Origin of the sequence: Cellvibrio japonicus Ueda107 (genome assembly GCF_000019225.1) — a bacterium.
Classification (GTDB): domain Bacteria; phylum Pseudomonadota; class Gammaproteobacteria; order Pseudomonadales; family Cellvibrionaceae; genus Cellvibrio; species Cellvibrio japonicus.
This window is the reverse complement of the sequence record NC_010995.1, coordinates 1,083,272-1,100,072: the sequence shown is the minus strand read 5'-3', so window position 1 is coordinate 1,100,072 and position 16,801 is coordinate 1,083,272. Positions and strand designations below refer to the sequence as shown.

Below are 16,801 nucleotides of genomic sequence, written 5' to 3'. Positions count from 1 at the left end.
GGCCCCGATCACATACGCTTGCATACACATTCCCGACACGGCGGTGAGTTCGCACCTATGCCCTTACCAGCCCGGCGCAAGGAACCACCTTAAGAATCCTTAAGCAGTCTTAACTTTCATTACGGTTTACCCCTCATAGCTTTTATCCAAGAGTTCACGCGCTCTATCAGCAGCCTTCTGATCGCCCATCGCCTCGTAAATTTCTATCGCCAGGCGGTAAAAGCGCGGCTCCTTTTTCTCCTGCTTGATAGCTTTTTCAATATAAAGGCGCGCCTGGCCATACTCTTTGGCATCCAGCTTTTCCTGGGCAACCTTGTATTGATAATAAGGATTGGCCGAGCGATGGCGACGCACCCTGCTCATGTATTCTTTTTGTTTGGCATCGTCGCCCATTTCACGATACAAGCCAGCCAGGTTGTGCATGATTGTGTAATCGCTGGGGTTAACGTTCAAGCCGCGTAAATAAATCGCCTCCGCTTCAGGCAATAACCCCTGGCGGCGATACAGGCTGCCGAAGTTGCTCCAGATATAACTGGCCTTGGGCTCAAGCAACAAGGCTTTGCGCAGGTTTAAAAACGCTGCACTAAACTCGCCATTTGCCGCCAGTTCCATACCTCGGTTGCTGTAAAACTGGGCAGCAATTTGATCCTTACTGATTTCGCGCTGCTTGTAATTGGCCCTGAACAGGCGCAATTCCAGATCCACGACTATATCGTCCCCCGAGCCTACATCGGCAACACGTACCAGGTTGCGAAATAATTTGGGCAGAACCACCTTGGCGTTGACATGGCGCATGAATAAATAGGTGTTATCGCCGCGCATGTCCCAGGTCGGCGGCAGGAGGACTTCGTTATAGTGCGCATTAAGGCCAATGTACTTGGCCATACTGACGTACAACAGGGTGTAACTCAGGCAGTTAGCCTCGCGATTATAAAATGCATCGCGTGCGGTATTGGTACTGTAAGCGCTGTAAGAAATTCCCCGCCCACCGGATTCCGGCGCGCCCATCAAACCCACATGAAGCGCCTCGGCTTTATTATCCTGTCCACGCTTACCTGCCACTGCCTCATCGGCAAAGCGTTGCATTTCCGGTGTCAGGGTAAACAGATCTTCATCAGGCAATTCACGGGTTTGGTAGTCGCGTCCCAATATCGGGGTTCCACTCAACGCCTGCGCAAGTACAGCGTCATTGGGAGAAACGCGCGCGTCGTGCACCACAGAGGAACAGCCGCTCAATAGAAACCAACTTAAAAAGACATATTTATTGATTATTTTCATGGGTAACTCAGTAGGGTGAAGTCACATGCTTTGCAGAGTATAGAGCTAAAACGCACGGATTGCCTAAGGCTTCCTGATATCTAACCCACTAAAATTTATGAAAATTTTTGTAAACATCCCTAACAGCAAATACACGCTTGGCCAGTGCACGACATCGCGCAAAAACCATAGTGTGCAATAACAGAGCAAGCGCGCACCGATAGTTGTCCCTATCACGCACGTACACCTCCTCTTTTATGGCCTCAAAAAAGCGCACGCCACTTTTTTCACGAACCAGCAGCGTGCAAACATCTAAAAAAACAATCAGGCGCCATAAGAAATCCGTATATCCATGCGCAGCAAAAGTGCATTGATGTAATTGGCATAGTGTTTGAATAAACCTTTCCAAACACCGCTTCCCCTATTTATGTGACCGCCAGAGGAAAATGCCATGAGCCAGCCACATCTCGAACTCAGCCAGGTAGGAATTGAATTCCCCACTCCCAAAGGGCCTTTTTGCGCGCTGCAAAATGTCAGTTTGAAAATCAGCAAGGGAGAGTTTGTTTCACTGATTGGCCATTCCGGCTGCGGCAAATCCACCGTACTCAATATTGTTGCAGGTTTATATAAAGCAACTACCGGCGGCGTATTGCTGAATGGCAAAGAAGTAAATTCTCCCGGCCCCGAGCGCGCCGTTGTTTTTCAAAACCACTCACTACTTCCCTGGTTAACGGCCTACGAAAATGTCGAGCTGGGTGTAAAGCGGGTGTTTAAAGGCAAAAAAAACAAAGTCGAAATGCGCGACTGGATAGAACACAATCTCGAACTGGTGCATATGACACACGCTATGCACAAGCGCCCCGATGAAATTTCCGGCGGTATGAAACAGCGCGTTGGAATCGCCCGTGCCCTGGCCATGGAACCGCAGGTCCTGTTAATGGACGAACCCTTTGGCGCCCTTGATGCACTGACTCGCGCGCATCTGCAGGACTCATTGATGGAGATCCAGAATGCCCTGGGCAATACCGTCATCATGATCACCCATGATGTAGACGAAGCCGTATTGCTCTCCGATCGCATTGTGATGATGACCAATGGCCCGGCAGCAACTGTTGGTGAGCTTTTAGATGTTAAGCTGGAGCGACCACGCAATCGCCTTGAACTGGCAGATGATCCGCAATACAACCACTATCGCTCGGCAGTGTTACGTTTCCTGTATGAAAAGCAAAAAAAAGTTGAACCCATTGCAACAAAACGCGCCGAAAAGAAAATGGAGGCTGAACCACACCATCAAAAAAGTGTGGCCTGAAAAAGATTTTCCACACCCAATTCCTCTGCTGCCCCGCAAGGGGCTTTTTCTGTTGGGGCAATAACAAACCTACAATATAAAGCGCCAGTAACGCTGTAACTGGATCAACACATAAGCAGATACCAGTGAGCCAAGCGTCACCCACAGGGTCATGAGGCTTCCCAAGGGAATAAACTGGGTAAAAAAAGCAATCCACAAAGGGTGGATAAAATAAATAGCTGTTGCACAATTGGCGATCTGCCTGCTGTCACCTGGCACATTGCAGCGACACACCAGCACAAACACCAAAGGACAAACCCATAACAAACTGGCCAGCATATCAAACCCTTCCGCCTTAGGCAGGGCATACCAGTTCACCACCACCTCACCCAACAGGCACAGCCAGGCAACCGATGTCAGCATTGACAGGGCAGCCAAGGGCATTTGAAACAGTGCGACTGATTCACCACATTCATGCTGTAAGTGTAATTTACGCAACACATAGCCAAGGGTAAAAAACGGAAATCCGAAAAACAGGAAATTGCGATATACCCAAAAGGTATTTAATAGTCGGTCCAGCAATCCCTCGCCGGCCAGGTGATAATTACCCGCGTATTGCAACACCAAACCAAGGGTATACAACACAAGGGCGCTGAATAACAATTTGCCTGTCGACCAGCCGCGCACCCCATAGAGGATGGCGGCAGCGCCCAGCATTGCCGGCAAGTACCAGAGGTGATCGTACCCCAGTACAACGTCCTTTACCTGTTTAGCCAGGCCAACAACCGACCATTGCCAATCCCCCAACCAAAAATAGCTGTACACCAGCATCCAGAATACGTAGAGCAATAGCACACGCTTAAACCAGGCCTGGGGTGATTGATGCACTACCGAAAAAAAATAATAACCGTTAATCACTAAAAAAATGGGAACCGCCATGCGAAAGACACTATTGCTCAGCCAATAACTGACCTGGGGACTGGTTTCGCGCAAAAACACACTGTGCAATCCCACCACCATCAAGGCCAAGACCAACTTTAACCAATCCAGCGCCAGATTTCGCTGCATGACAATACCTCCATGGAATCAAGGCACAAACGCCTTCATGAAACTGTGCAAATAATGCACCAGCAGAATCCTGGCAAGACATGAACCTGATAGCAATGGGTGTTGCTGCAAAAAAAGGAGGGGGGGAGATGCCTGGCGCCAGCCCTCAACAACGCGGCCGGCACAGGCAAAAACAACCGGGGATCAATCAGCGGAGAGAAATTACATATAGGCTTTGGTAAAAGCCTCTTTGGACTCTTTAATGTAGGCACGCACCTTAACAGCGCGCGCCTCCCATACTTTGCGGTCCTTGTCATCGGTAAAGGGGTTTTGATCCGCCGCAATAGAGCGATCAAACTTATCGTAGAAAGTGATCACCGAAGAAGCGATCTGGTTAAAACGCTCCTTGAATACCTGGGATTCCTCCATGGTACTGGTCGCCTTCATCATAAACTGCAGGAATTGGGTATTGGAGCTGGAGTGGTTTTGGTAACTCTCTGCCTGCAACATGAAGTAATTGTTAATTTCTTCCAGGGCCGCATTGCGCGTCGCCTCATCCTTGCTCAATACACGGTTATAGTTTTCCTGCCCGCGCCCCATTCCTCCGGCAATCAGCGACTCCTTCAGATGCTTATCGAGATCCTTGCGATACTTATCCAGTTCGCGCTGGATATCCAGCAGGTCTTTATCCAGGGCCGTAACGGTATTCAACTCCTTTTCTATCTCGCTTAAAAAGCTTTCTGTTTTGGCAAAGGTTGGCAAGCCATTTTTCTCGGCAAATTTACGCTCCTTGCGGCTCAATCCTGCATTCTCATAGGAGCTGCGATCAAAGACAGTCGCCACGATGGTCTTAAAGGGTTCTGCAAAGGCGGCATAGGTGCCATTGGTCATGATGTTTAGCGATGTGGTCGCTATATCCCCCAAGGGTTTCAACAGTGAATCGGTACGCGCTTTTTGTATGGGAGAAGAAACGGTGCGGACATCATCAACCACCGTTTTGAAGGTTTGGTAGGCCAGCGGGTTGGCCATTTTGCTGCGCTCGGATGTCGCCAGCACCAGGGTTACACTGGAATAGATACCATTGGCATATTCGAGGTATTGGCGCTGGATATCAATTTGCGCCGCATAGTTTTTCCCAAGGGTGCGCAATGCCTCCGCCTGAACCTGGTAGTCTTTGTCCGCACGCAATTTATCCAGGACTTCACTGATAACCTTTTGCTGGTTTTTTTGTAATGCTGTATCCAGCAGGATTTTTTCCACGCGCAGGTCATCAATCCAAATATGGCCATTGGCAGTCTTGATATCCAGGCGCAAAAACTTCTTACCCGGATCGTCGATGGAAATACGCTTGGCATAATACTCACCGGTTTCCTGTGAGCCTTTGATTTGTCCAACTTGCACCCAGGCACTGTCACTGTTTTGCACGGGCGAGACCAGGATACTAATGGTGTACTCGGTCGCTGCACTTTCCGATTTAACCCACAGCTCCAGGGTACCCTGCTCACTCAATGCCTGGCGCGTGCGCACCGAGGCTTCGCCTTCAAGCACTTTAAGCGAGCCCTCACCAGTACGCGCAGCTTCTTTGGCAAAACCGGCACCGTACATAATGACCCACTTATCGGTTTCGGGCTTGCCATCAAAACCGCTTTTAAAAATGCTCGATTTTTCCTGGGCAAGGGCTACATTCACCCCCAGCAGGCTAATTAAACTCAATGCAGAGATCATGGCTCTCATAAATGTGTATCTCAAGAACGTCAAGGTTGTTGCAATAATTCAGGGATGTATTGCTGGATTAACGAATCCAGCCAGGCTTTGCGCGCACCCAGTACGCGCGGATAGGCAGTGCGCTCATCCGGCATTCCGGTGATAACCGGCCAGTAGGTGTTACTGCCAAAGCCGCCAGTCATCAGCGGATTGGCAACAGGGTCAGAAAATGCGCGCTCTGCGGCAATCAGGCGATAGCCTCGGGCCTGCAGGCGCTCAATAACCGGCACGATGAAATAAGCACTCAAATCCGTCTCCTGCAGGACCAGCACTTGCGGCGGCCTATAGCCCAGCATTAAAAATACCGGCGTATCCTGCGCAACCATCATTTTTTCGACCAGGTCTACGTAGAGGTTTTCCAACGCGTCCATATCAACGCGACGGTTATTGCGAACCTTTTGCTGGTACAACTGATTGAGGTAGGCATCCGTTCCACGCAGGGGATTGGGATTGGTAAAGGCGGGTTGATATCCCCGATCGCGCAAAAATTCAGCGAGTCCAGCCTGGAGTACCTTGTCTCCCCGCTCATGCAAATAGGAAAAATGCACATGCTTGTGATAGCCGGGGTATCGTTTCAACTGGCGGTTGGCTTTGAGGATGCCAATTTCATAGGCGTAAAGATCACTTTTGGTAACCAGGCTATGGCCATGGCCGGCATTTACCAATAGATGCCCCTTATCGCTGTAGAGCGCCAGGCGCTTGCGCCCCTTGTCGTCCAGGCCATAGGTTTTAACCAAAAACATCGCCTGGGGTGCACCGGCATTGGCCAGGTTGCGCACCAGCATTTGCGAGCGGGCAACGCCATCCAGGCTGGTGGATGCCTGCAGGGTATTTTCAAAAGCTATCACCAGGTCGCGAGCCTGGACCACGCCTACCAGCAGACAGCAACCAAGACACAGGATCAGTCGTTTGAACACGCATGGCTCCTTAATCGTTTGCACCAGAAATAACGTATACCTAAACGCCCTCACGGGGGGCTTCGTACAACTCCAGCGGCAGGCCATCAGGGTCCTGGAAAAAGGTGTAGCGCTGGCCGGTGTACTCATCAAGCCTTACCGGCTCTACCGCCACCCCTTCACCCAGGAGTCGCTCCACTACCACATCCATATCGCCTACCGCAAAAGCCAGGTGACGCAGCCCGCAAGCCTCCGGGCGCGAAGGGCGCGGCGGTGGGCAGGGGAAAGAAAACAACTCCACTTGGGTACCATCGGCCAGGGCCAGGTCAAGCTTGTAGGATTGGCGCGCCTCGCGATAGTGTTCAGCCAGTACCGTCAACCCCAGAACCCGGGTGTAAAAATCGCGCGAGCGCCCATAATCGCTGGCAATGATTGCCACATGGTGTACCCGCGCTAACAGGGGATTGGTATCACTCATCATCGCCTCCGGGAGATTAGCGGTGCCAGTATACCTGAGCCATAGTCCATCCCCATCTGGCGGCCATCTTCATCAAGCAGGACTGTATACGGGATGAATGAATCAACACCCCAAACGGGTTAACCGGTTCTCACTATTAGCGCCGCATGGATGCAAACAGGCGCAGTTCCCAGGGCCGCATGGCGAGTAATAATCCCAGGGAGTGGCGTTTATCCAGGGGCAACCTGGCATCCTGCTGGTTGAGCTGGGCAGCCTCCTGGGTGAATTGGTTAAGGCGATGCTTGAGGATAGCAATAGAGGCATCGGAATAACTGCCGCGCAGGTAAAAGCGAAAGGCCTGTTCCTGGTTAAAGTTACCCCCCATAAATTCAGCGATCACCTCCCGGTTGATAAACCGCTCCAGGGGGCCGCCGGGAATCCAGCGAAAATCCTGGGCAATCAGCAATTTGTATTTGTTACCGGGCAGTAGTTGCAACATCTTCAACTTATCCAGGCGTGCCATCAGGCGAATACATTCATGTTCGCTCACCTGGTATTGGTCAATGATTTCCTGAAAGGTCCAGCCATCGCGCACCCGAACTGCTACCAGCAGCAATTTGGGATCGCGGATCAACTCCTCTTCCTGCTCTTCCGTCAATTGCGAAATGCGGTGTTCGCGCTGGGCATTCAGCATAAATAAATCCGAAAGGCTGATCTCCAACACATGGCAGATCTGCTCCAAGCGCTCCAGGGTGAAACTCTGGCTGGAAAAGATGCGTTTGATATTCGCCTCACTGAGCGATAAGCCGGTAGCCAGGTCTTTATAGGTAAGTTTGCGTGATTTGAGCAGTTGCTTGAGGGTATCGCAGAGGGTACTGATCTGGCTCAAGGTATTGGATTCCTATACCGGCGGTTTCGCGCCAGTCTACCTCAACCAGGAAAATTTACACCCCCCCGAACACAGCGCCATAGTGCCTCTATCGCACGGCGGCACAGCGATATTGAAACAGCCACCGCGCGGTTTTTCTCTCATCCACCAAAGGAATTTTTTATGAAAAACCTGCACACCGTATTTACCCTGGGCCTGTTCATGAGCATTGGTCACTCGGCCCTGGCCGCTGATAGCGTCGGCAATGCAAGCACTGCACTCAAACATTCTGGCCAGGCGGTTAAACACGGGGCCATTGCCTCCGGCCAACTGGCCAGTGGCGTAGTCGCTGTTCCCCTGGTGATCGCCGGTGAAGTCGGTGAGTTAAGCGGAAAGGCCGGTAAAGCCCTGCTGGATATCGCCACTGATGCACCACCACTGGAAGTCAGCGAGACCGCCTTAACTGCCGCACCATCCCCTGCAGAGGTTATGGGTACACGCACGGCTGACGAACAATTGCGTTAAACACCTCTTTAACTCTACGGGCGCTAGGAGATAGCGCCCCTGCCCCGCAATACAAAACGGATATCACTTTGAGGAAATGACCATGAAAAACCTGTTACCACTCATCGGTTTGTTGTGCTTACTGAGCAATCCCTCTGTCGCCGGCAGCACTGCCAAAACATCACCGCAATTTGCTACCGAGGAGATTACCCTGTTTGCCAAATCCGTAGAGAAATATGCAGCCGCTAAGGGAGCGCGTGCGTTTATTATTGGTCGCATGGGACGCCCTGCGGAGGAGTTGCCCGAGGGTATAGAGTTTACCCACACTGCCGTTGCGATTTATTCATCCATCACCCTGTCATCGGGTGACGTCGTAAAAGGCTATGCCATTCACAACCTCTATCAACAGGAACAACAAATCGACCGCAGTGAACTGGTTACCGATTATCCGGTCGATTTTTTCTGGAGTGCCTACGCCTTGCGCGCGGGGATTATTATTCCCTCCCCCGGACTCCAGCAGCGGTTGATCAATGCCTATGCAAACGGTGTGCACCAGCAGGTACACCGACCCGCCTATTCAGTGATCGCCAATCCATTCAACGAGGAATACCAAAACTGCACCGAGCACACCCTGGATGTCATTAACGCGGCCATCTATGACACAACCGATTACGCCCAGTTAAAAGCCAATACCCAGGCGCATTTCAAGGCCCAGCGAATCCATATCAGTGGTGTGAAATTGGCGCTCGGTAGTGCCTTGATGAAGGATGTCACCACACGCGACCACAAAGGCAAGGTACTCACGGCCACATTTGGCAGCATAGGCGCCTACCTTGCCCAAAACCACTTATTGCGCGAGGCAATTATTCTTGAACAAGATGGCAGCCAGAATCCGCTACGCGATGTACAACCCTGGTTAGCACAACGCTAAAACTCGATATCCAGCAACAAAAAACCCGGATCAGGTCAGCCTGATCCGGGTTTTGCGTTATTAAAGGAGTCGGCCGATAAGCCGGGTTCTGTCGTGGGCAATCATTCATCTGGGACCTGTGTCACCACAGGCCTCAAGCAACCTACCCGGGTCCAGTGCGGGCCACACCAATGGACCCCTATTTGGTCTTGCTCCGAGTGGGGTTTACCTAGCCGCAGCCTGTTACCAGTTGCGCGGTGCGCTCTTACCGCACCCTTTCACCCTTACCGGCACTTGCGTGCTTGGGCGGTCTACTCTCTGTTGCACTTTCCGTAGGCTCACGCCTCCCAGGTGTTACCTGGCACTCTGCCCTATGGAGCCCGGACTTTCCTCCCCGGCGCACCTTATCCAGCAATGGAAGGTATGCGCGGAGCGATTGCCTGGCCAACTCCGGCGCGCACACTACCCAGACGGCTACAAAAGTGCAAGTCATACCCACAAAGAAGTCTATCGATTAAAAAAACAACAACCCCGACGACATACAAAACTTTTGTCACGAAATGCCACAGAAATGGAAATAAGCATCACCATTTATTCCCATAAGCTGGTATTTTCACGACTTTACGCTATTACTTGATGGTAATTTCGGTTGCCTCAATCACTGTGCGAATCATCCATAAACCCTTTAAAAATAAAAGATTAGGAGAGTCCCCGTGAGAGCTCACGCCCCCAAGTTGCTCGCCCTCGCTATTGCCGCCAGCTTTTCAGCCCCTTCTTTTGGCCAGGCGCTCGAAGAAGTGCTGGTTACCGCACAAAAACGTGTGCAGAGCTTGCGTGATGTTCCCATTTCCGTGAACGCCGTTTCCGGTGAAAAAATCGAAAATGCCGGCATCACCAATATCGAGAAGCTGGGTGATTACATACCCAGTTTTAATATGACCCAAACCGGCATAGGTACCAATATTGCCATCCGTGGTATCAGCTCCGGCGTCAACCAGGGCTTTGAACAATCGGCAGCACAATTTGTTGATAGTATTCACTTTGGCCGCTCTCAACTTTCACGCGCGCCCTTTTTGGATCTGGAGCGCGTTGAAGTCTTGCGCGGCCCACAAAGTATTCTCTTCGGTAAAAACTCCACCGCCGGCGCGATCAGCATTACCACCGCAAAACCCGGCAACGAATTTGAAGCAAAACTCAGCGCACTCTATGAGCCTGAACACGGCGAGCGGGATCTTCGCCTGGTAGTGTCCAGTCCACTCAGCGATACCCTCGGCCTGCGTGTCGCCATCCTGGATAGCGAACTCGATGGCTACATGGAAAACACCACCCTTAACCGCGATGAATCCCATGATACCAACCGCGTGGTACGCGGCACCCTGGTATGGAAACCTGATGAGCTGTGGGATATCACACTCAAAATGGAAACAGGGAGTTTTGATAGTAACGGGCGGAATATTGAAGTTATTAAACCCGTTTACAACGAGCAAATCCTGGATAGCAATGGCAATCCTCCCCCAGGAGCTATTCCTTATGCCAACATGCTTGCGCTCCTGACCCAGGGGAATTATTTGCTGGACACAACCCACGATTTTAAACGTCAATCCAATGGCGATTACAGTTACAACAACACCGAGAATATTACGCTGACTATCGAGCGGACTTTAGGTGAACACCGGTTTACGTCAGTGACCGGCTATAACGCTTATGATTTTGAAGAACTGTGTGATTGCGACTTTACCGGTGCCCCCGGCTTTAACATCCTCTCTATGGAAGATTACAGCCAGTTCAGCCAGGAATTCCGTATCGCATCCCCGGAAGACCAAACGTTCAGCTATCTGGGTGGTGCATTTTTCCAAACGGCCGATCTGGACTTCCACGATGAAATCCGGGTTCCCACCAATAGTGTTATCCCCACGGCGCTGGTATCCAGTGTAGGCTCAGCCGCAAACCTGTTGCGCGGCGCATCGACTCAACGCAACTTTGCACAAACCACGGATATATACGCCATCTTTGCCCAGGCTACCTGGAATATCACGGATCAATTTCGAACCATCCTCGGTGCCCGCTACACCTATGAGGATAAATCAGCCAATCGCCATCTTTACTATGTCACATCAGATGGCCAGGCACTGCCCCAAGGCTCAGCATCAGATCCCTACAACAGCCTGTGGCGAATTTTCCGTATCGATCCCCACAACATAAAAGGTGATCGCAACGAGTCTGCATTTACGCCACTCGTAACCATCCAATACGACCTCAACGATACCGATATGGTGTATATCAGCTATACCACAGGTTTCAAATCCGGCGGGTTTGATGTGCGCGCAAACGCCGCACCTAATGCACTGGATGGCCTATATCCAGAGCTTGATGGCACTTGGGAATTCGAGGATGAAGAGGTCACCAATATAGAGATAGGTGGCAAGTTTGTACTGGCCGAGGGCGCAGCAGAAATCAATGCTGCGCTGTTCCGCTCCGAATTTACCAACATGCAAACCAGCCAGTTTGATGGCAGCCTCAGCTTTATTGTGACCAACGCGGGTGAAGCCGTAGTCCAGGGGCTGGAGGTCGATGGCCGCTGGGCACTGACAGATAGCGTGCTATTGCGCGGTGGATTTGCCTATATCGATTTTGAGTACACCAAATTTCCCAATTCACAATGCTACTTCGGACAAGTGGATAACATTGCTCCATTGGGCGATGGCATTTGTGATGCCACAGGAAAACGCCGCGAATTTACACCGGAATGGCAGGGCAATGCCGGCATTGATTACACCATCAATTTCAGTAATGGTTTGAAGCTGGTGAATACATTGGATGTCATCTATAGCGATTCCTACCTCACCACCCCGTCGCTTGATCCACGCCTTGTCCAGGATGCATTTACCAAACTCAATGCGCGTATTGCCTTAAGTGGCGACAATGATATGTGGGAACTGGCGTTGATCGGAAAGAACCTGACCGATGAATCGGTCATCACCTACGCCAATGGATTACCGGTAGCCAGCGTCCTGACCCAGGGCGCAAGCTCTGGCTTCTATGCCTTCTACGAGCGCCCGAGGAGCGTTGCCTTACAAGGCACAATCCGCTTCTAATCATATTGGCGTAACTCAACAAAAACAGGGCACCTAAAGTGCCCTGTTTTTTTATTCACGGCCAGTCTTATCCAGCGCCCATTGATACAGAAAGTTTTTCTTTAATCCCGTCAGGCGCGCACCTATAGCAGCCGCCTGTTTAAGCGGTAACTCCTCCAGCAATACCTGCATCACGTGTTCCTGCTCAGGCGTGATCTCCGCCAGCTCCCGTTTGGGAGCCCCCTGCAGGAGCAAAACAATTTCACCGCGCTGCTGGTTGCTATCCGCGGCAACCCAGTCGCGCATTGCCGGGAGCTTATCGCCCCTGATGGTCTCGAAGGTCTTAGTCACTTCCCGGGCCACAACCAGCTCGCGCTCCGGGCCAAATACCTCACACATGTCCTCCAGGGTTTCGAGGATACGATGGGGCGCCTCATAAAAAATCAGGGTGCGCGAATCATTTACCAGGGATTGGAGTTGTGCCACACGGGCCGCCTGTTTGGCGGGAAGAAAGCCCTCAAACGCAAAGCGGTCAGATGCCAGCCCCGCTGCACTTAACGCAGCGACCATGGCACAGGCACCGGGGATAGGTACAACTCTCACACCGTCGAGGCGGGCCTGGCGCACCAGCCGGTAGCCAGGATCAGATACCAGGGGCGTCCCCGCATCCGAGATAAGCGCAATCGAATCGCCCGCCAACAAACGATCCACCAGCGCACGGGTGCGTGTCTCATCACTGTGATCGTGATAGGCCACACAGGGGGTTTTGATGTCGAAATGGGCCAGCAGGCGTGAACTGTGCCGCGTATCTTCAGCGGCAATGAGCGTCACTGTTTGTAGAGCCTCTATCGCTCGGGGTACCATATCGGCCAAATTTCCGATGGGTGTTGCCACTACATAAAGCACACCGGAGGCGCCAGCCTGGTTCTGGTCGCTTGCTGTCATAATCGATCCACAGTTGAAAGAGATGCGAAACACGCCCTGGCGTGCAAAAGACGCAAAGAAAGAGCAATCCTGCCACAGTTTGAGGTGTTCATGCCTAATCGGTTTTACCCACGCACCAAAGCCCGGCTCCCAGTATCCATACCCACTGTGAGCAAAACCAGGCCGCTAAAGGGCGCCCGGCTATTACTGGCACTCAGCCTGGGGCTTGCACTTGGCCTGGGTGGTTGCGGAACCTCCCCGGATAAACCCGCCAGCACCAAGGGCAGCCAGCAACCCGCAAAACTCTCCGCCAAAGCCCTGCTTGAACAAGCCGGCCAGGCAGTATCCCCGGAGCGGGAAAGGCTCATCCTGGCCGCGGCCGAACGCTATATCGAAACCGGTAAATACGAGCAGGCACGACGCCTGTTAATCGATATGGAAAGCGACACACTCAACGACGACGCCTATGTCAAACACACGGACTTGCTCGCCAATGTTGCGCTCCAGGAAGGTTCCAATATTTTGGCGTTCGGCATTCTAACCAAGCCGCGCCTGGAACAACAATGGTCAGCCATGGAGCCGGCACAAGAGTTGAGCCTGCGGGAAAAACGTGCGCAAATCTTTGATTTAATGGGAGAAGCCGAACGCAGTGTCAGCGAACGGGTGCTCCTTTCCAGCCTGATCACCCATAAGCAGTCCGAAAAGGCAAACCTGAACAGCCTGTGGCACAGCCTGATGAGTATCAACCTTGCGCGCCTTGAGCAGCTCGCGATGAGTGCACCGGGTGACACCGAGCGCGGTTGGTATGCGCTTGCCGCCATCGGTAAAAACAACCAACTGGACCTCGACCAGCAGCAAACCTTGCTACAGCGCTGGCAGCGTGAATGGCGCAACCATCCCGCCCAAAGCAACCTGCCGGACGACCTGCGCCTGCTCAAAAGCCTGATCGCATCCCAACCGCGTCAAATAGCCCTGTTGTTGCCGCAATCGGGCCGCCTGGCTGAAGCAGGCCAGGCCGTGCGCGATGGCTTCTTTGCTGCCTACTACCAGGCCCTCGCCCAGGGGCGCCAGGTACCCGAGGTGCGCCAGTACGACAGCACAGGAGACATTATCGCCGCCTATGAGCAAGCTATCACTGATGGCGCACAATTGGTCATTGGCCCGCTGGATAAGGAAAAAGTCACCGAACTGAGCCTGTTACCTGGCTTCAAAGTGCCGTTACTGACCCTCAACTACCCGGAACCCGCACCGGCACAAGCCGTTGACAACCTGTACCAATTTGGCCTGGCCCTGGAAGACGAAGCCCGCCAGGTCGCCCGCCAGGCATACAGCGAAGGCCATCGCCAGGCGATGGTGATCATCCCCGAACAGGAATGGAGTGAGCGCAGTGCCCGCGCCTTTAGCGCCGAATGGGAAAAATTAGGGGGGATTGTCGTTAATCGCAGCCAATTCAAGACGGGGAGCAATTACTCGCGTTTGGTTAAGGATGCGCTATTGATTGAGCAAAGCCAGCAGCGCACCACACAGTTGCAAAACCTGCTGGGCATCAAGCTGGAAACGACACCGCGCAGTCGCGGCGATGTGGATATGATTTTCCTGATCGCTAATCCCGCCCAGGCCCGGCAAATCAAGCCGACGTTTGCCTTTCACTACGCGGGCAGCATCCCCATTTACGCTACCAGCCAGGTTTACACCGGCGAACCCAATGCCAAAGTGGATCGCGACCTGAATGGCATACGTTTTAATACCATGCCCTGGCTGTTTGACACGGCCAGCCCGGAAAAACAGGCTATCAAGCAATACACCCAATCAGCCGCTGTTTATGATCGGCTCCAGGCCCTGGGAGCCGATGCATTCCGCCTTTATGCACGCCTGCCGCAACTGGCGCAAATTGAGCAGATGCGCCTCTACGGCGCTACCGGCACCCTGCGTATGCTGCCCGATGGTCGTATCGAGCGCGAGCAGATCTGGGCGCGTTTCCGCAATGGCCTGGCCCAGCCACTCCCCATGGTCGTCAACGCCAGCGAAGAATATTAATCATGGCCAATATCAGGGATGACTCGCATTTAGTGGATGGTGCCCGCGCAGAAGCACGGGCACAGGCCTACCTGGAGCAGCAGGGGCTTACCACATGGATGAAAAACTACCGCTGTAAAACCGGAGAGATCGACTTGATCATGTGCGAAGGCGATACCCTGGTATTTGTAGAGGTTCGCCTGCGTACCAATCGATTTTTCTCCTCTGCCGTCGAAAGTATCACCCCCGCCAAACGACAAAAAATGATTCGTACGGCACAGCGCTTTTTACAAGAGCGCGGATTAGTGGACAAACACGCCTGTCGCTTTGATATTATCGCGCTCGATGCCAAGGGGCAGCATGCAAAGCCGGAATGGATTCGCGACGCTTTCGGTATCTACTGAGCAAGCCGCACCCCCGAGGTGTACTGACTCAAGGTAGCGATGGTTTGTCTTTCTTCTATTTATTATCTGTATCCAACGCCTGAAGTTGTGACCAGCACAAGAGCGCTTTTTATGGACCAACGGGTCATTACACTCTTTCACGAAAGTATTGAAGCCAAAATGCATGCCGGTGAACACCTGGCTCCACTGATTGCCACCGCCAGCCAGATGATCGTGAATGCCCTGCTGAATGAACGCAAAATACTTACCTGTGGCAATGGCATCTCTGCGGCCCAGGCCCAAATTTTTACGGCATCCCTGATCAATCGCTTCGAGCAAGAGCGCCCCGGTTTGCCCGCCCTCAACCTGGGAGCAGATTTCACCAGCCAAACAGCCATTGCCAGTGACTATAGTTACAATGATATTTTCGCCAAGCAAATTCGCGCCCTCGGGCAAGCCGGCGATCTGTTGCTGCTGCTTACCAGTACGGGTACAGCGAGCAACCTGTTACAAGCCATTAGTGCTGCGCACGATAAAAACATGTCGGTTATTGCCCTGACCGGCCGCGATGGCGGCAATGTGGCAGCGTTGCTCGACAGCCATGATCTTGAACTGCGCGCTCCACTGCTGGTCAAAGCTCGCATTCACGAAGTCCACCTGCTCAGCCTTTTTTGTCTCTGTGATCTGATTGACCAACAATTATTTGGAGGTTACTAATGCTTTTTGCCCCAGGCTCACTCAGTACATCAGGGGTTGGCAAGCGGTGGTCAGGATTGGGAATCACCCTGCTGCTGTTGCTTTTCCTGGGGGGCTGCGCCCAAGTCATTCATGTAACAACCAGTGAGCCCATTCAGATCAGCCCGAAAAAGCGAACACCGGGCGCACGAGTTGACGACAATCGGGTCGAGACCTATACACGGGTTAACCTTAAAAAAGCATCAGCCGCCTTTGACGAAGCGCACATCAATATCGACTGTTTTAATGGCATATTACTGCTAACCGGCCAAGTGCCCAGCGAGCATCTACGCCAATTGGCAGGTGATACTGCAACCAAGCTCAACACCTTGCGCCAGGTACACAATGAGCTAGTCGTAGCTCCCAACACTGAATTTAAAGCACGCAGCTATGACACCTGGTTGACCACCAAGATCAAAGCCAAATTTATGGCCAACAGCGATATCGAAGGCAGTCGTATCCGCGTGATCACGGAAAACCAAACCGTATTTTTAATGGGACTGGTATCGCGCTATGAAGCAGATAAGATTGCGCAACTGGTAGCCAACACCGGTGGTGTGCGCCAGGTTGTTAAAGTCTTTGAATACATCGACTAGGCGGCTTACAGTTGTTTTTCATCTCCCTGGTAGCTAGTATCAAACCTATTCAACTCATTGCACCGCACAGGTGATGCTTTCC

Annotated in this window: 15 protein-coding genes and 1 other RNA gene; 8 read left to right on the top strand and 8 right to left on the bottom strand. The window is 52.3% G+C overall.

Annotation, left to right across the window (positions count from 1 at the left end; genetic code table 11):
• Nucleotides 1-126 precede the first annotated feature (126 nt).
• Nucleotides 127-1,278 (bottom strand): tetratricopeptide repeat protein, encoded by a 1,152-nt coding sequence (locus CJA_RS04620; RefSeq protein ID WP_012486589.1) that lies wholly within the window; start codon nucleotides 1,276-1,278, stop codon nucleotides 127-129.
• 430 nt (nucleotides 1,279-1,708) lie between these two features.
• On the opposite strand from CJA_RS04620, the gene CJA_RS04610 reads away from it, so the two are divergent.
• The gene (locus CJA_RS04610; RefSeq protein ID WP_012486587.1) at nucleotides 1,709-2,566 is read left to right on the top strand and encodes an ABC transporter ATP-binding protein; all 858 of its coding nucleotides are present in this window, start codon (nucleotides 1,709-1,711) and stop codon (nucleotides 2,564-2,566) included.
• Nucleotides 2,567-2,635: 69 nt separating this feature from the next.
• Here CJA_RS04610 and CJA_RS04605 read toward each other — a convergent pair whose 3' ends face one another.
• The 5 genes from CJA_RS04605 to CJA_RS04585 form a co-directional block, all read right to left on the bottom strand.
• Entirely contained in the window at nucleotides 2,636-3,613 is a 978-nt protein-coding gene (locus CJA_RS04605) for an acyltransferase family protein (protein WP_012486586.1), read from the bottom strand.
• Between the two features lie 201 nt (nucleotides 3,614-3,814).
• Nucleotides 3,815-5,326, bottom strand: a complete 1,512-nt coding sequence (gene bdpA / locus CJA_RS04600; RefSeq protein ID WP_041551086.1) for a BAR domain-like protein A BdpA — start codon at nucleotides 5,324-5,326, stop codon at nucleotides 3,815-3,817.
• Nucleotides 5,327-5,346: 20 nt separating this feature from the next.
• Nucleotides 5,347-6,273, bottom strand: coding sequence for a polysaccharide deacetylase family protein (locus CJA_RS04595; RefSeq protein ID WP_012486584.1), 927 nt, complete (start codon nucleotides 6,271-6,273; stop codon nucleotides 5,347-5,349).
• A gap of 40 nt (nucleotides 6,274-6,313) precedes the next feature.
• The gene (gene gloA2, locus CJA_RS04590) at nucleotides 6,314-6,730 is read right to left on the bottom strand and encodes an SMU1112c/YaeR family gloxylase I-like metalloprotein (protein WP_012486583.1); all 417 of its coding nucleotides are present in this window, start codon (nucleotides 6,728-6,730) and stop codon (nucleotides 6,314-6,316) included.
• Between the two features lie 136 nt (nucleotides 6,731-6,866).
• Entirely contained in the window at nucleotides 6,867-7,598 is a 732-nt protein-coding gene (locus CJA_RS04585; protein ID WP_012486582.1) for a helix-turn-helix domain-containing protein, read from the bottom strand.
• 162 nt (nucleotides 7,599-7,760) lie between these two features.
• Between CJA_RS04585 and CJA_RS04580 the strand changes: the two genes are divergently transcribed.
• The gene (locus tag CJA_RS04580) at nucleotides 7,761-8,102 is read left to right on the top strand and encodes a hypothetical protein (RefSeq protein WP_012486580.1); all 342 of its coding nucleotides are present in this window, start codon (nucleotides 7,761-7,763) and stop codon (nucleotides 8,100-8,102) included.
• Between the two features lie 82 nt (nucleotides 8,103-8,184).
• Nucleotides 8,185-9,012, top strand: coding sequence for a DUF2145 domain-containing protein (locus CJA_RS04575; protein WP_012486579.1), 828 nt, complete (start codon nucleotides 8,185-8,187; stop codon nucleotides 9,010-9,012).
• A gap of 61 nt (nucleotides 9,013-9,073) precedes the next feature.
• On the opposite strand, the gene rnpB is transcribed toward CJA_RS04575, so the two are convergent.
• Nucleotides 9,074-9,443: RNase P RNA component class A (gene rnpB, locus CJA_RS18900), an RNA gene on the bottom strand.
• A gap of 261 nt (nucleotides 9,444-9,704) precedes the next feature.
• On the opposite strand from rnpB, the gene CJA_RS04570 reads away from it, so the two are divergent.
• The gene (locus CJA_RS04570; RefSeq protein WP_012486577.1) at nucleotides 9,705-12,086 is read left to right on the top strand and encodes a TonB-dependent receptor; all 2,382 of its coding nucleotides are present in this window, start codon (nucleotides 9,705-9,707) and stop codon (nucleotides 12,084-12,086) included.
• 51 nt (nucleotides 12,087-12,137) lie between these two features.
• Here the strand turns inward: CJA_RS04570 and rsmI are convergent, their stop codons facing one another.
• Nucleotides 12,138-13,010, bottom strand: a complete 873-nt coding sequence (gene rsmI, locus CJA_RS04565) for a 16S rRNA (cytidine(1402)-2'-O)-methyltransferase (RefSeq protein ID WP_041551084.1) — start codon at nucleotides 13,008-13,010, stop codon at nucleotides 12,138-12,140.
• Nucleotides 13,011-13,157: 147 nt separating this feature from the next.
• Between rsmI and CJA_RS04560 the strand changes: the two genes are divergently transcribed.
• The 4 genes from CJA_RS04560 (at nucleotide 13,158) to CJA_RS04545 (ending at nucleotide 16,719) form a co-directional block, all read left to right on the top strand.
• Nucleotides 13,158-15,026 (top strand): penicillin-binding protein activator, encoded by a 1,869-nt coding sequence (locus tag CJA_RS04560; RefSeq protein WP_238526821.1) that lies wholly within the window; start codon nucleotides 13,158-13,160, stop codon nucleotides 15,024-15,026.
• Nucleotides 15,027-15,028: 2 nt separating this feature from the next.
• Entirely contained in the window at nucleotides 15,029-15,409 is a 381-nt protein-coding gene (locus tag CJA_RS04555; RefSeq protein ID WP_012486574.1) for a YraN family protein, read from the top strand.
• 111 nt (nucleotides 15,410-15,520) lie between these two features.
• Nucleotides 15,521-16,105 carry an SIS domain-containing protein gene (locus tag CJA_RS04550; protein ID WP_012486573.1) on the top strand — a complete coding sequence of 195 codons (585 nt, stop codon included), beginning with the start codon at nucleotides 15,521-15,523 and terminating at the stop codon, nucleotides 16,103-16,105.
• Complete coding sequence (locus tag CJA_RS04545) at nucleotides 16,105-16,719, top strand: BON domain-containing protein (RefSeq protein WP_012486572.1); 615 nt, start codon at nucleotides 16,105-16,107, stop codon at nucleotides 16,717-16,719. Before CJA_RS04550 ends, CJA_RS04545 begins: the two co-directional genes overlap by 1 nt.
• The last annotated feature ends 82 nt before the right edge of the window (nucleotides 16,720-16,801 follow it).

What these genes read in the sequence shown, in the direction of transcription:
- CJA_RS04620 (WP_012486589.1), bottom strand. Translation starts at nt 1,278, where the DNA reads ATGAAAATAATCAATAAATATGTCTTTTTAAGTTGGTTTCTATTGAGC.
- CJA_RS04610 (WP_012486587.1), top strand. Translation starts at nt 1,709, where the DNA reads ATGAGCCAGCCACATCTCGAACTCAGCCAGGTAGGAATTGAATTCCCC.
- CJA_RS04605 (WP_012486586.1), bottom strand. Translation starts at nt 3,613, where the DNA reads ATGCAGCGAAATCTGGCGCTGGATTGGTTAAAGTTGGTCTTGGCCTTG.
- bdpA (WP_041551086.1), bottom strand. Translation starts at nt 5,326, where the DNA reads ATGAGAGCCATGATCTCTGCATTGAGTTTAATTAGCCTGCTGGGGGTG.
- gloA2 (WP_012486583.1), bottom strand. Translation starts at nt 6,730, where the DNA reads ATGAGTGATACCAATCCCCTGTTAGCGCGGGTACACCATGTGGCAATC.
- CJA_RS04580 (WP_012486580.1), top strand. Translation starts at nt 7,761, where the DNA reads ATGAAAAACCTGCACACCGTATTTACCCTGGGCCTGTTCATGAGCATT.
- CJA_RS04575 (WP_012486579.1), top strand. Translation starts at nt 8,185, where the DNA reads ATGAAAAACCTGTTACCACTCATCGGTTTGTTGTGCTTACTGAGCAAT.
- rsmI (WP_041551084.1), bottom strand. Translation starts at nt 13,010, where the DNA reads ATGACAGCAAGCGACCAGAACCAGGCTGGCGCCTCCGGTGTGCTTTAT.
- CJA_RS04555 (WP_012486574.1), top strand. Translation starts at nt 15,029, where the DNA reads ATGGCCAATATCAGGGATGACTCGCATTTAGTGGATGGTGCCCGCGCA.
- CJA_RS04550 (WP_012486573.1), top strand. Translation starts at nt 15,521, where the DNA reads ATGGACCAACGGGTCATTACACTCTTTCACGAAAGTATTGAAGCCAAA.
- CJA_RS04545 (WP_012486572.1), top strand. Translation starts at nt 16,105, where the DNA reads ATGCTTTTTGCCCCAGGCTCACTCAGTACATCAGGGGTTGGCAAGCGG.